The organism is Vibrio sp. 5S239 (assembly GCF_041439575.1).
Lineage (GTDB): Bacteria > Pseudomonadota > Gammaproteobacteria > Enterobacterales > Vibrionaceae > Vibrio > Vibrio kanaloae.
The window spans coordinates 1-13,693 of the sequence record NZ_JBGOOM010000032.1 but is presented as its reverse complement, the minus strand read 5'-3'; the positions used below and the strand labels follow the sequence as shown (position 1 = coordinate 13,693).

Genomic DNA, 13,693 nt, shown 5'->3' with positions numbered 1-13,693 from the left:
ACAGTGTTCTAGATAGGACGAACGCTGTCTCTGTCGAGCTCCGCAGCAAAACGCTTTTCTATAAACTGTACGTTGGCATCGTTTTCCAAACTGGTAAACGCATCTTTCAACTTGCCTTGATACAATCTTTCTCGTAGTTCTAGAGGCGTTTCTCCACCCTCACCGATTTCAACGCTCAAATGACACTCTTCTCCGAGTACGGCATTGAGAGACTGTAATAGTTCGCTCTGCGCACGGTCCGTATTCAAGTGAGCCTGACTCGCTCTTAACGTTAGAGTAATTGATGTTCCATTTTTAGAAAACACTGAGTTTAATGCTAACTGTTCAACAAGCTTGGCTGTCTCTAGCTTTTGAATCGTGGCGGACCATTGATCTTGAGAAATAGACTCTTGAAGCAATTTTTCGACCATTTCTGGTGTCTTAACATGCTCCAACGCGCGCTTGATCTGAGTGGGTGTAAGCTCTTTGTTCACCTCTTGCACTACAGGTTTAGACGGTTTCCAGCGATAAGATTCATTATCATTGGTCACCTTTTGTGTCGAAGAGGTAGATAAAGAAGCTGGCGACACCCGCTCAGAGCCACCGTGTTGCTGAGCAACTCGGTCAAGAACTGAAGTTTTAGCTGGTGTCGCTTTAGCCTTTTTTGGCGCTGAACCTTTGCTCTCTGTTGGTGCTGCGCTGCCTCTGCGTTGAGAACGCAGTTGGTGGCGTAAACCACTCACAGGCGAAGCCGGACGTTCTGATTGTCCTTGCGGAGCAGAAGAAACAGGTGAAGCAGCGTTGTGTGGCTGAGCTGGGCTCTGATTCTGATAATTCGCTTGCTGTTGAGGCTGCTCTGCACCATAGCTAGGGCGTTCGTCATAAGTCGGTGGTGCATCATACTGACTGTGCGAGTAATCCTGCTCAGGATAACCTTGGCTGCCTGAATGGCCAGCGTAACCTTGCGAATCTGAATACTGTGCTGGATTCTGCTGCTGAGCCTGTTGTACAGGTGGCGACTGCATAGCTTGCTGTTGAGGCGCCTGTTGTTGCATCTGAGACTGTCTCGGAGCTGCCATTGACGCAGTGCTCGTCGACTGAGTCGATATTGCCGTTGCCATTGCTTGTTCTGCAGGTCTAAACGCCAACATACGTAAAGCCACCATCTCAATACCAACACGCGCAGTGGGTGATAACGGTAGGTCTTGACGTCCTTTCAACACAATCTGATAGTACAGTTGGATATCTTGTGGGCTTAATGCGTTGCTAAGCAGTTCTATCCGTTCAGCATCAGGCTGTGCTTTATCTAAGGTTGATGGTAATGCTTGAAACATTGCAAGGCGATGTAACTGGGTCGCAAGTTGACTCAATAAACCATCCCATTCCACACCATTCTCGGCAAGACCTTCGATGCAAGCCATTGCTACTTGCGGCTGCTTACTGCTGATCGCTTCTAGCAAGTGAATGGCTTGGTCGGTGTCTAGCGTACCGAGCATATGAGCCACAGTGTCTGTCACAACATTGCCGTTGCCTAATGCGATAGCTTGATCCGTTAAACTCAGAGCATCACGCATACTGCCGTCAGCCGCGTGAGCAATCATCCCAAGCGCACGAGACTCAGACGCAACACTTTCTTGTTCAAGAATATGATCGAGCTGCTCGTGAATATTATCAACACTGATCGGCTTAAGGTGGAACTGCAGACAACGCGATAGAATCGTCACTGGAAGCTTCTGTGGATCGGTCGTTGCGAGCAAAAATTTCACATACTCAGGCGGCTCTTCTAAGGTCTTTAGAAGCGCGTTAAAACTGTGCCTAGAAAGCATGTGTACTTCATCGATAAGGTAAACCTTGAAGCGACCACGTGCTGGCTTGTACTGAACATTGTCCAGAAGCTCGCGGGTATCTTCTACCTTTGTTCGAGAGGCAGCATCGATTTCAAGAAGATCAACAAAACGACCTTCATCAATCTCTTTACAGGTTGCACATTCACCACAAGGGGTTGAGGTAATGCCTGTTTCACAGTTGAGACCCTTAGCAAATAAACGGCCGATGGTCGTTTTACCGACACCTCGTGTGCCGCTGAACAGGTATGCGTGATGCAACCTATTTTGGCTAAGGGCATTCTCTAATGCTGTTAAAACATGGGCTTGACCAACCACTTCTTTGAATTTGGTTGGTCGCCATTTTCGCGCTAACGCAAGATAGCTCATGAATAATTCCGAAAAGGATTAGTGACCGTCGAATTCGCAGATGCTAAACACTTCTAGACCTAAGCCTTTTAAGCGCTTGTCACCACCGATTTCTGGAAGGTTAATAACAAATGCAGCGTGCTCTGCCACACCACCGAGCCTACGAATCAGCTTTGTTGTTGCTTCAATCGTACCGCCTGTTGCTAACAAATCATCAACCATCAGCACTTTATCGCCTTCAACGATAGCGTCGGTATGGATTTCTAATGTATCTGTACCGTACTCAAGTTCATAAGATTGAGCCACAGTTTCACGAGGCAGCTTGCCAGGTTTACGAACAGGAATGAAGCCAACACCTAGCTCAAGAGCCAAAGGCGCACCAAATAAGAAACCACGAGCTTCCGTACCAACGATCTTAGTAAAGCCCATGTCCTTGAATGTTTCCGCTAGCAGGTCAATAGTCGCTTTGTAAGCCGCAGGGTCTTCCATCAAGCTTGTTACGTCACGGAACAAAATACCTGCTTTAGGGTAATCAGGGATGCTTTTGATGCTTGCTTTGATCAGGGAGATTTTTTCTGTGTTCATAATCTTATGCACTTCATTAGGCCGCTTTCCAAACCCTCGTTAATGAATCAAACATCAACGCTTGGAATTAAGGAAAGGTACGATTGGTATTCATTGCAACGAGAGTCATAGCCCTGATTGCTGAAATAATAAACGCCCGCTTTACAAGCAGGCACATTGGCTTAATGGTAGTGATTTTCTTTGCTGTCAGCAACCAACTCATGGGTCGGAAGTCGCATAAACCATGTGAGAAGAATAACAAGTACGCAAATAAGGAAAACCTTAACCCAAATGATCGGGGAAAAGCAGATGGATAACGCAAAACTCAACAAGATAAAGAACACACCGCGCGTTTTAACTTGTTTGGTTACGGCACCATGTTGATACCAATTGTTCAGTAAAGGACCCAGCGTTTTGTGTTCATGCATCCATTTATGAACTTTAGGATTGCTTCGCATGAAGCATGCGCTAGCAAGAAGAAGAAAAGGCGTGGTTGGCAGAACAGGTAAAACTATCCCTAGCACTGCGAGAAATATACAAAGGCCACCAGCAATATTGAGACTTAAAACTCGAACGCTAATTGTGGCCTCCTTAAATTAATTACGACCCGTTAACTTTCAATCAGTCAACTCTGAATCAGTCAACTACGATTCAGCAAACGGAAATCGGTTAACTAAAATGTTGCGTAACCATTGAATACACGGATCAACGTTAATGTTGCTGGTAACAATGGAATCGCTAAAAATGCGGCTAAAAATCCTAAAAAATAGAATACATTAAACGGGTCTTGAAAGTCTTTGTTATCTGCCATGATTGCTTCTTGTTTTTGTTAGTAAAGGTAAGTATGTGCTATCTGGTGAACCAAACCCGCTTTGCTAAATTGACATTTAACAAAAAAGGCATAGCCACACCATTTGCGCAACTATACCTTAATCAATTATTCACAAAAACCGAGGAAATATAGGGTTAATCGGTAGACCCTTGGTGTATGTCTAAACTAAAGCTCGCCGCTCCAAGCAAGCTCAATGAGAGTTGGCAGCCTTGTTCAATCGGCAAGTCTCTCGTAATAAAATTCTTCTTACAGTTTTCGCCTAAACGCTCACCAGCGGCAATGTTTTGATTCATCTCACCATTCGACCAGCGTCCATCTAGACCCGCAGGCAAAACAGAGATGGTACCCTCGGCAAGGTTGGCGACACCAAACAATGCATTAACGGGCGTGGCACATTTGGAGCACTCAATCCCCTTCTCTAAAATCTCAGCAATATCTTTGAGATCAACATTAAAATCTTTTCTATTTCTTATGTAATCGTGAAATAGCGCTCGCACCAACAATGTAGACGCTGAGCTGGCATTATCAGAAGAGGACGAATCGACGAGGTAAAAAGCAAACTGCCCATTCATCATCCATGCGTAGTCAAACACAAGCGGCATCATCTCTGTTGATTGCAATAATCGATAACTACAACACCATGAGCCTTGTCTTGTATCTTTTTCAGGCAGCAGCGCATGCAGTAAGTCTTTTGCTGCACTTGGGTTTTCTTGTAAATAATTAAGGTGCCAATGCAGCTCTTGATCTTCGGGGATCTCTCCTCCGTCATCCACACAAAACCATTGGCTTGAAAAATCTCGTTGATCCGAAATGTTGTCGAATGAATCTTTTAACGTATTCGCGATTGCACTGCCTAAGTGACCGTGATCCTCTAAAGGTTTGGCTAAGAAGTCTTTGATGCCAAATCGTAATGCTTTCGCCACATCCGACATATCGTCTGTCCCTGAGACAACGATCATAGGCAATGATGGATACTCTAAACTGAGCTCTTCCACAAGCTCAATGCCGTCCAGGATCGGCATTGACAAGTCACACACAATTAAATCTGGCGCCGAGTCTCTGAGCTTTTGCAGAGCGTCCAGTCCATTTTCAGCCTCAACCACTTTATAACCAATCGTGTCTAAGTACGCGCTGGTTATACGGCGAAAAATAGGATCATCATCAACCAACATCACGCATTTCGGGTTGATTACTTCCTGAGCCGAGGTCATTACTGGCTGACTGTGAGTTTTGTACATAATCTATAACCTCACAAAACTAAGTCGAATTATTATTGTTATCTGTTCTAAGAACTAATATAAAACTTAGTAACAAAATGCTAAATACACAAATGTTCACTCTTTACTGGTAATCCGTGACGAGGGTTGGAATACTTGTAAATAATGCAACGAGTTGACGTAACGCAAACATTGATCTCACTGTTACGTATAAATTAGATGAGATTGTAAACAAATGTGTCTGGATTTATGAAATTAGATGATTTAAACCTCTTTCGACTCGTCGTTGAAAATGGGAGCTACACCGCAACATCGCGCAAGACTATGATTCCGGTTGCGACTATTACACGACGTATTCAAGCCTTAGAAGACTCTCTGAACCTGAGGCTTCTCAATAGACACGCACGTAAACTCTCTTTAACAGAGGCTGGCGAACGTTTTTTCAATGAATGCTCTCCGCTATTGCAACGCCTGTCTTCTACTGCAGAAGAGCTCACGGACGTGTGCAAAGGAGCTTCCGGTAAGATTCGTATTACGGCCCCATCCAACCTGACCAAACGCATGATGATGCCAATGTTCAGCGACTTCATGATTCAATACCCTGATATCAATATTGAATTGATGATGAACAACCAAGCCGATCAGCTTGATCCAACCGAGTGGGACGTAATTTTCCGCGTTGGCCCACAACGTGACTCAAGTCTAATCGCAAGAAAAATCAGTGAAGTAAAAGATATTCTTATCGCGAGCCCTGATTATTTAGCGAAGAACCCGGCACCAAGCCACGCGGAAGAACTGGCTCACCACTCTCTCCTAAAAGGCTACCCGCTAATTAAGTGGCAACTGAGTAACTCCAATGATGAGACGGTGGTTAACAGCGAGAAAGGTCGTTTCAACGCCAATGCACTCAATGTAGTGAGACAAGCATGTTCTGGAGGCTTAGGTATTACCCTAATGCCTGACGTGATGATTCGTGAATACATTGAAGATGGCAGCTTAGTGCAGGTCCTAGAAGACTGGAGCGCTAACCCTCGTGATATTTATATGCTTTATAACCACAAAGACCACCTGCCAGAGAAGGTAAGGTTGTTTATTGATTTTGTGATCGCATACCACATTCATTAAAAACTCTCTTTGCTGAAAATAAAAAAACCAGAGCGAATACTCTGGTTTTTTAGATTCTGAATCGCTTGCAATCATGAATCATTGCCAGAAAAACAATGATTCGTTGCTAGCAAAAAAGCGCTATTCCTAACGGAAAGACTAAGCGCCTTCGTTATGTAACTCTAGGTTCGCTAGGTCTTGTTGGATTTCACGCTGAACCTTTGAGTCGTCATTACGCAAAGAATCTAGGAAATCTAAGTACGCTTGGTCGATATCACCTGTTACATACTCACCGTTAAATACCGAAGTATCGAAGCGAGAAATGTCTTGGTTGCCCATACCTACCGCAGAGATTAGATCTGGTAGCGTTTGGAAAATCAAAGCATCTGCGCCAATCTGCTTACAAATCGTTTCGTTGTCACGACCATGAGCAATCAGCTCTATCGCGCTCGGCATATCGATGCCGTAAACGTTCGGAAAGCGCACCTCTGGAGCGGCTGAAACCATGAAGACTTTACTTGCCCCTGAATCACGAGCCATCTCAATGATCTGCTCTGATGTTGTACCGCGAACGATAGAGTCGTCAACCAATAGAACATTCTTACCTTTAAACTCTGAACGGATTGCGTTCAGCTTACGGCGAACTGATTTTTTACGCTGTTGCTGACCAGGCATGATAAACGTGCGGCCAACATAACGGTTCTTCACGAAACCCTGACGGTATGGCTTGTTGATCGCTTGAGCTATGCGTAGCGCAATATCGTTCGAAGTTTCAGGAATTGGGATAACCACATCAATATCTAAGTCGGCGTACTCTTCTTTAATACGTTTACCTAGCATCTCACCCATCTCAACGCGTGCGCTGTAAACCGAGATTTTGTCGATGAATGAATCTGGGCGAGCAAAGTATACAAATTCAAAGATGCATGGGTTTAGTTGTGGGTTGTCTGCGCATTGCTTAGTAAAAAGATCACCATCGAATGTTGCGTAGATAGCTTCACCAGGAGCAACATCGCGCATAAAATCAAAACCAACAGCGTCTAACGCGACTGACTCAGACGCAACCATGTACTCTGTTTTACCATCAACCTCACGCTTACCAAGACACAGAGGACGGATACCATGTGGGTCACGAAATGCAATCATACCGTGGCCGATAATCATTGCCGTTACTGCGTAAGCGCCGCGAATCGTGCGGTGTACATTAGAGACAGCGCGGAAAACATCATCTGAAGTCACGTTACCTTTAACGGTATCGATCTCATGAGCCAAAACGTTCAATAGAACTTCAGAGTCAGAAGTTGTATTTAAATGACGACGGTCTTTCTCGAACAACTTTTCACGCACTTCGTTTGCGTTTGTCAGGTTACCGTTGTGAGCCAACGTGATACCAAAAGGAGAGTTTACGTAGAAAGGTTGAGCTTCAGATGCACTTGAACTACCCGCAGTAGGGTAACGAACATGACCAATACCAACTTCACCTTGTAAGCGCTGCATGTGTTTTGCTTCAAAAACATCTTTGACTAAACCATTCGCCTTACGCAGACGGAAACGATTGCTTTCTATGGTACAAATACCTGCGGCATCTTGGCCACGATGCTGCAATACCGTTAAAGCGTCATAAATTGACTGGTTTACAGGTGTTGAACCCACGATTCCAACAATACCACACATGTCCTAACCCTCGATTTTCGATATTAACTGGCGCTAAAGCGCGCCAGATAAGAAACTAGATGTTGCTTGTAAATGCTCGAAGAACGGCGCAATGATTCGACTAAATTCTGGAACCAATTGCGAACTCTTCCACCACTCAGAACTTGGGAATGCAGTAAACGCATCCATGAAAAACAACACTGCAGAGACAATCAAAACACCACGTAAACCGCCAAAGACGACACCGAGGATTCTGTCTGTACCTGACAGGCCTGTTTTCTGAACTAGCTGACCGATGACATAGTTAACTAAGGCACCAACAACTAACGTTGCAACAAATAATGCTGCTATCGCAGTTCCGTTTCGAAACATCTCATCTTCGATATTGGTGAAGTACATGGCTAATTTAGCGTAGTACTGGCTAGCAATAAAAAATGCTCCAAACCAAATAACCAATGACAACGCTTCTTTAGCGAAACCACGAACTAAACTGATCACGGCAGAGAAGCCGATCACGCCTAAAATGACAAAATCTAACCAATTCATGAATTCTTCATCTTAAGTTGGCGCGCATTTTAACAGAAAAAATGCTGACGCAAACGTTTTCTTATGGATTTAACGGTTTAAATTTGAGCAATTGACCTTTTGAACCCGTAATTTTCTCTAATTCCTTAATTTGTCGCTCAAGTTTGGATTTAGAGACATCCGGGCCAATAATTACTCGCGTAAAACTATTTTCTTGCTTGGTGTGAGCCTGGTAGCCGCGCTTTTGTAAATCCTTAACAACATTTTTGGCGTTGTCAGCATTTTTTAAAGCCATCAATTGAATAATCCAAGCACTGTCTTGGTATTCATTTTTTTCCGGTACTGGCTTAACCACTACTGCCACTTTGTCTGCTTCTTTACTATTGGAAGAAGACGTGGTTTGCGTGTTTGAATTGTCAGTATTACCACTTTCAACCACTTGCTCAACCGGAGAGTCCGGTAGCGCTATCTGATCTTCAACAGGATCGAGTACTTCAAAAACCTCAACATTACTATCAAGCTCAGGCTTAATTGGAATGCTTGCAAACTCTTCTTTATAGTGGAGCTTCTTACCATCTAGCACATCGGGCAATACAATCACGCCAATAGCTACTAAAATGATGGTACCGACTAATCGGCTTTGGAATTTACTTGCCATTTAGTTTCCTTTTTTCTGCCAATGCTCCAGCACTTCACCCACAGTATGGAAAGAACCGACCACCAACACAACATCATCACCTTGGACAGAAGCTAAAGCCGCTTCAAACGCTGCAACAGGGTTTGAATGCTGTTCTACGCCTTCAGGTAGGCTTTCACACAATTCGGCAGCGGTTGCCGCACGAGGGCCTTGTAGTGAAGCTGGATACCAATGTGTTGCAACTGGTGCTAATACTTCCAATGTTGCGGGAATATCTTTGTCATGAAGCATGGCGACTACAACGTGTAAATTTTTTCCGGCATACTTTTGAATAACTTGTTGTGCAAAATACTCAGCCGAATGTGGATTATGTGCCACATCAAGCACAATCACAGGTTGATCGCTGACTTGCTGCATACGTCCGGGAAGCTGTGCGCTCTTTAGGCCATTGGTGATATTTATGTCACTAATGCTCAATTTTGAAGTTCCCAATGCCATCAATGCGGTTGCTGCATTAGGTAACGGTAAACCTGGAATTGGTAAAGCTTCTAGTTGGAATGCACCGCTGCGCCAGTTCCAAATATCACCGTCAACATCATAGGTGTATTGAATACCCACTTGGTAAAATTCAGCTTTTATATCGTCTGCATGTGCAGCAACTGTAGCGGGTGGCTTAGGCTGTCCACAGATAGCAGGCTTACCACTACGATAAATACCCGCTTTCTCAAAGCCAATCACATTGATGTCGTCACCAAGCCAATCAACATGGTCGACAGCCAAACTGGTAATCACAGACACATCATGATCAACGATATTCGTTGCATCTAAACGACCGCCTAATCCCACTTCCAATAACACGACATCTACCGCTTCCGTTTGAAATGCGCGTAACGCGGCTAAGGTGCCGTACTCGAAAAAACTAAGGCTGATTTCGCCACGCTCTTTTTCAATAAAATCGAATGACTGCACGATTTTTTCATCGGATAGATCTTGCCCGTTGATACGAACACGTTCGTTATAGCGGATTAAGTGAGGGGAACTGTAGACACCAACGGAGTAACCAGCATCTAATAGAATGGCTTCCATCAGGGCACACGTTGAGCCTTTGCCATTGGTTCCAGCAACGGTAATCACGTGTTGAGCAGGTTTGGTGAGGTTTACCTTAGAAGCGACGGCCTTAACTCGGTCTAACCCAAGATCAATAGCGCTTGTGTGGATGTTTGATAAATAATCAAGCCACATCTCCAAAGAGGATGTGGCTTGAGGAATAGGTTGTTGACTCATCTAACTCATAACCATAATTAAGTAGGTTTGTTAGAAGGTACTTTACCCTTTTTCTGGCGCTTCTGGTACTTCATAAGTAGCTTCATTCGGTGAATCGTTCACAGAAACTACCAATGGTGAAGGCTGGTTGGTCATTTTTCCAACTAGGCTAGCTACGCGCTGACGCATCTCACGACGATCAACGATCATATCGATAGCACCGTGGTCTAGTAGAAATTCACTACGTTGGAAACCTTCAGGAAGATCTTCACGTACCGTTTGTTCGATTACACGACGTCCAGCGAAACCGATCAATGCTTTTGGCTCACCGATATTGATGTCACCTAGCATTGCTAGACTCGCAGAAACACCACCCATTGTTGGGTCAGTCATTACGGAAACAAACGGCAAACCTTTCGCAGATAAACGCTCTAGCGCTGCACTGGTTTTCGCCATTTGCATTAGAGACATAAGCGCCTCTTGCATACGCGCACCACCACTTGCAGAGAAACAAACTAAACCACAATTGTTTTCAATAGCAGCATCGACTGCTTTCACAAAACGAGCACCAACAACGGAACCCATAGAGCCGCCCATGAATGAGAATTCAAAAGCACACGCTACGATAGGTAAACCAAGCAGTTCGCCTTTCATTGCTACTAATGCATCTGTCTCTCCACTGTTCTTCTGAGCAACAGAGATACGTTCTTTGTAACGCTTAGAGTCTTTAAACTTCAGTTTGTCTTGTGGTTCAAGATCAGCACCTAGTTCAACACGTTCACCTTTATCTAGGAATGTATCCAGACGGCGACGTGCTTTCATGCGCATATGATGATCACATTTTGGACATACTTCTAGGTTACGCTCTAGTTCAGCATGGTAAAGCACTTGCTCACAAGAAGTACATTTAGTCCAAACACCCTCAGGGATAGACGCTTTACGAGATGTTACGATGTTGCTTTTTTCTAAAATCTTTTCAAGCCAACTCATGGAAGACCTTTTTGTTTCGATTCTTGCGCTTGATTGCGAAAGAAATAAATTTGGGAATTATGCGTGGGAATTAAAGCACATAAAACAGCGACTGTAGATAAAAAACTGGTTGTACCTATTTTCTGTCACCATCTTACACGCGAAATTACCATGTTTTTTGAACCTAAGTCTCACATTTAGTTCAAATTATCTGGTAAGAAAAGAGGGCCAATCGGCTCTCGCGGTAACTCAAAATGTTCAGGATAATCAACATCCACCAGGTACAAACCTTCCGCTTTTGCAGTTGCGCCGGCTACTTTTCGATCTTTAGCTTCTAAAAGCCACTGTATCCACTCTGGTTTCTGCTCACCTTTACCTACGGCAATAAGGCTACCAGTAATATTCCTCACCATGTGGTGAACAAACGCATTCGCTTTAATATCGATCACAATGTAGTGTCCATGACGAGTCACGTTCAAGTGAATCATGTTTCTCCATGGACTACGAGATTGACAATGTGTTGCCCTAAACGAAGTAAAGTCATTCTCACCAAGTAAGTACTGACCCGCTTCGTGCATTTTTTTCTCATCAAGATGACCATGATAATGGCTCACACCTGAATTCAAAATACCTGGGCGTAGTGCATGGTTAAAGATAATGTATCGGTAACGGCGCGCAGTAGCCGAGAAACGAGCATGGAAATCCTCATTCACTTCTGCCGCCCAACGAACCGCAATATCTTTTGGCATGTTAGCATTCGCGCCCATTGTCCATGCCACCATTTTACGATCGACATTAGTTTCAAAGTGAACGACTTGTCCCGTACCGTGAACACCGGCATCTGTACGACCTGCGCACATAACTTCTACAGGGTGATTCGCGACAACTGAAAGAGCCTTTTCCAATTCTTCTTGGACACTTTTCACGTCTCGTTGGCGCTGCCAACCAAAGTAGTGGGTACCGTTATATTCAATACCTAAAGCAATTTTCATGTTCTTGTTCTCTTTGAAAATGGGCGAGAAGTATATACGGAAATCGGTGCTATCCCAAATAGGATGGGGCTAAAACTGTAATAATAAAACAAAGGGTAGCCAATGCTACCCTTTCTATTTCGTTGAGCTTACCGACCGTTTAATTTATCGATGATATTCTTGGCCTCGCGACGAATATCATCGCTTCCGTCAACAATAGCTTCTTCTAGAAGCTTAATCGCGCCTTGCGAGTCACTCATCTCAATGTAGATTTTAGCTAAATCGAGTTTACCTGCAGCTTCTGCATTGCTATCAACATCAAAATTGCCTATGTCACCGATAACATCAGGGAACTCATTTAGACCAACATCCAGCTTCAATTCTTCATCGTCTGGATTAGTGGCCTCTTCACCTTCTTGCTCTACTTGAGCCATCAGTTCATCAATCGTCATGTATGGCTTATCACGACCTCTTCCTGATTCGGTTAAGTTGTCTTGTTGTCCCCAATTCTCTTCTTTAACTTTAGGTTCAGCTTGTTGCTCTGCCGATGCCCAAATCTCTTGTTGATCATCAGGAACATTCTTATGCATGCTCGATTGTTGCTCTGGCGCTAAGTTAAACCCCTTCCAATCTTCGCCACCCACTTCAAGCATCGCATCAATATCTAGACCTGCACTATCAATCGACGTTGTATCCAATGGTTTGTCAAACATATTATCGACAGTGGTTTGAACATCTTCTGAAAGTAACTCTGCCAGAGCAGTCTCATCAAAGTCTTCTAATGGTTCATCTTGAACCGCCTTTGGCGTTGAGCCTGGCTCTGAAGACGCGTTCAGTGATTCATCTGGTTGTGTAAAGCTAGCCTCTGAGCTTTCAACGTCCGAGAGAGCATCAGCATAATCAAAGCTTTGCGGGTTTGAGAACAAATCATGCAACGCATCTTGCTCTTCGCCTTGTGGGCTGAAAGAAGTTAGCGGTGTTGTTTGCTCAGCAAACGCATCAGAGATTGCTTCATCTTCACCATATTCTGGTAAATCCAATTCATCGAACTCTACACCCGTATCTTCCGCTACAGGTTCAGCGCTGCTTTGTTCAATATCGTCTAAAACAGAATCAGCTTTTGCGCTCTCTTCATCGTATTCAGGCAGCTCAAGGTCATCAAACTCAAACTTCTCGGTACCACCAGATAGGTCTTGTTCTAACTGTGCTTCATCCGGTTCGCTTGCCACTTCTGCTAATGCGTCTTCTTCACCAAACTCTGGAAGTTCGAAGTCATCAAACGAAAATTCGTCTTCACTTGCTTGATCGGCTACTTCAGTTTGTGGGGCATTCTCAACTTGTGGTATAGCTTCGACTTGGGGCTCTGCTGTTTGTTGCGGTTCAGCGTCTAGTTGAGGTTCAACAGATGGTTCTGGTGTTACTTCAACATCAACGTCCGCTAGTGCCTCTTCTTCACCGAACTCTGGCAGATCGAAATCATCAAATGAAAATTCTTCTTCACTTGCTTGCTCCGCCACTTCAGTTTGTGGTGCAACCTCAACTTGCGGTGCCGCTTCAGCTTTCGGCTCAGCTGTTGGTTGCGGTTCAGCGTCTAATTGAGGTTCAACAGCTGGTTCTGGTGTTACGTCAGCTTCTGCCTCTGGTGCAGGCGTCTCACCTTCAACCAGCCAATCGTCATCTTCTGGTACGCCGAATTCATTTGGAATGATCTCTGGCATATTTGCTGCACGAACTGGCTCTGGCTCTGGCTCTGGCTCTGGCTCTGGCTCTGGCTCTGGCTCTGGCTC

13 protein-coding genes are annotated in these 13,693 nt (G+C 44.5%); 1 reads left to right on the top strand and 12 read right to left on the bottom strand.

All coding sequences use genetic code 11. The features are described from left to right. Positions 1 to 8: 8 nt before the first annotated feature. From dnaX to ACED48_RS18930, 5 genes are all read right to left on the bottom strand, one after another. Complete coding sequence (dnaX, locus tag ACED48_RS18950; protein WP_017056457.1) at positions 9 to 2,192, bottom strand: DNA polymerase III subunit gamma/tau; 2,184 nt, start codon at positions 2,190 to 2,192, stop codon at positions 9 to 11. 18 nt (positions 2,193 to 2,210) lie between these two features. Continuing rightward, entirely contained in the window at positions 2,211 to 2,756 is a 546-nt protein-coding gene (apt, locus tag ACED48_RS18945; protein ID WP_017056456.1) for an adenine phosphoribosyltransferase, read from the bottom strand. 161 nt (positions 2,757 to 2,917) lie between these two features. Next, the gene (locus ACED48_RS18940; protein WP_077680152.1) at positions 2,918 to 3,289 is read right to left on the bottom strand and encodes a YbaN family protein; all 372 of its coding nucleotides are present in this window, start codon (positions 3,287 to 3,289) and stop codon (positions 2,918 to 2,920) included. Positions 3,290 to 3,408: 119 nt separating this feature from the next. After that, positions 3,409 to 3,546 (bottom strand): hypothetical protein, encoded by a 138-nt coding sequence (locus ACED48_RS18935; protein WP_004734169.1) that lies wholly within the window; start codon positions 3,544 to 3,546, stop codon positions 3,409 to 3,411. Between the two features lie 155 nt (positions 3,547 to 3,701). Beyond that, positions 3,702 to 4,805: a response regulator gene (locus ACED48_RS18930; protein WP_017056454.1), complete on the bottom strand. Its 1,104-nt coding sequence runs from the start codon at positions 4,803 to 4,805 to the stop codon at positions 3,702 to 3,704. Between the two features lie 228 nt (positions 4,806 to 5,033). Here ACED48_RS18930 and ACED48_RS18925 point away from each other — a divergent pair, with 228 nt between their 5' ends. Continuing rightward, on the top strand, positions 5,034 to 5,909 hold the full coding sequence (locus ACED48_RS18925; protein WP_017056453.1) for a LysR family transcriptional regulator: 876 nt from the start codon (positions 5,034 to 5,036) through the stop codon (positions 5,907 to 5,909). A 138-nt stretch (positions 5,910 to 6,047) separates the two neighbouring features. Here ACED48_RS18925 and purF read toward each other — a convergent pair whose 3' ends face one another. The 7 genes from purF to ACED48_RS18890 form a co-directional block, all read right to left on the bottom strand. After that, the gene (gene purF / locus ACED48_RS18920) at positions 6,048 to 7,562 is read right to left on the bottom strand and encodes an amidophosphoribosyltransferase (protein WP_017056452.1); all 1,515 of its coding nucleotides are present in this window, start codon (positions 7,560 to 7,562) and stop codon (positions 6,048 to 6,050) included. Between the two features lie 33 nt (positions 7,563 to 7,595). Further along, positions 7,596 to 8,087, bottom strand: a complete 492-nt coding sequence (locus ACED48_RS18915) for a CvpA family protein (RefSeq protein WP_017056451.1) — start codon at positions 8,085 to 8,087, stop codon at positions 7,596 to 7,598. Between the two features lie 61 nt (positions 8,088 to 8,148). Further along, complete coding sequence (locus ACED48_RS18910) at positions 8,149 to 8,724, bottom strand: SPOR domain-containing protein (RefSeq protein WP_017056450.1); 576 nt, start codon at positions 8,722 to 8,724, stop codon at positions 8,149 to 8,151. Further along, positions 8,725 to 9,987: a bifunctional tetrahydrofolate synthase/dihydrofolate synthase gene (gene folC, locus ACED48_RS18905; RefSeq protein ID WP_017056449.1), complete on the bottom strand. Its 1,263-nt coding sequence runs from the start codon at positions 9,985 to 9,987 to the stop codon at positions 8,725 to 8,727. 42 nt (positions 9,988 to 10,029) lie between these two features. After that, positions 10,030 to 10,956: an acetyl-CoA carboxylase, carboxyltransferase subunit beta gene (gene accD, locus ACED48_RS18900; RefSeq protein WP_017056448.1), complete on the bottom strand. Its 927-nt coding sequence runs from the start codon at positions 10,954 to 10,956 to the stop codon at positions 10,030 to 10,032. 176 nt (positions 10,957 to 11,132) lie between these two features. Beyond that, positions 11,133 to 11,927 carry a tRNA pseudouridine(38-40) synthase TruA gene (gene truA / locus ACED48_RS18895; protein WP_017056447.1) on the bottom strand — a complete coding sequence of 265 codons (795 nt, stop codon included), beginning with the start codon at positions 11,925 to 11,927 and terminating at the stop codon, positions 11,133 to 11,135. 128 nt (positions 11,928 to 12,055) lie between these two features. Continuing rightward, the coding region (locus ACED48_RS18890; RefSeq protein ID WP_371694005.1) for a FimV/HubP family polar landmark protein at positions 12,056 to 13,693 on the bottom strand (1,638 nt) is incomplete at its 5' end.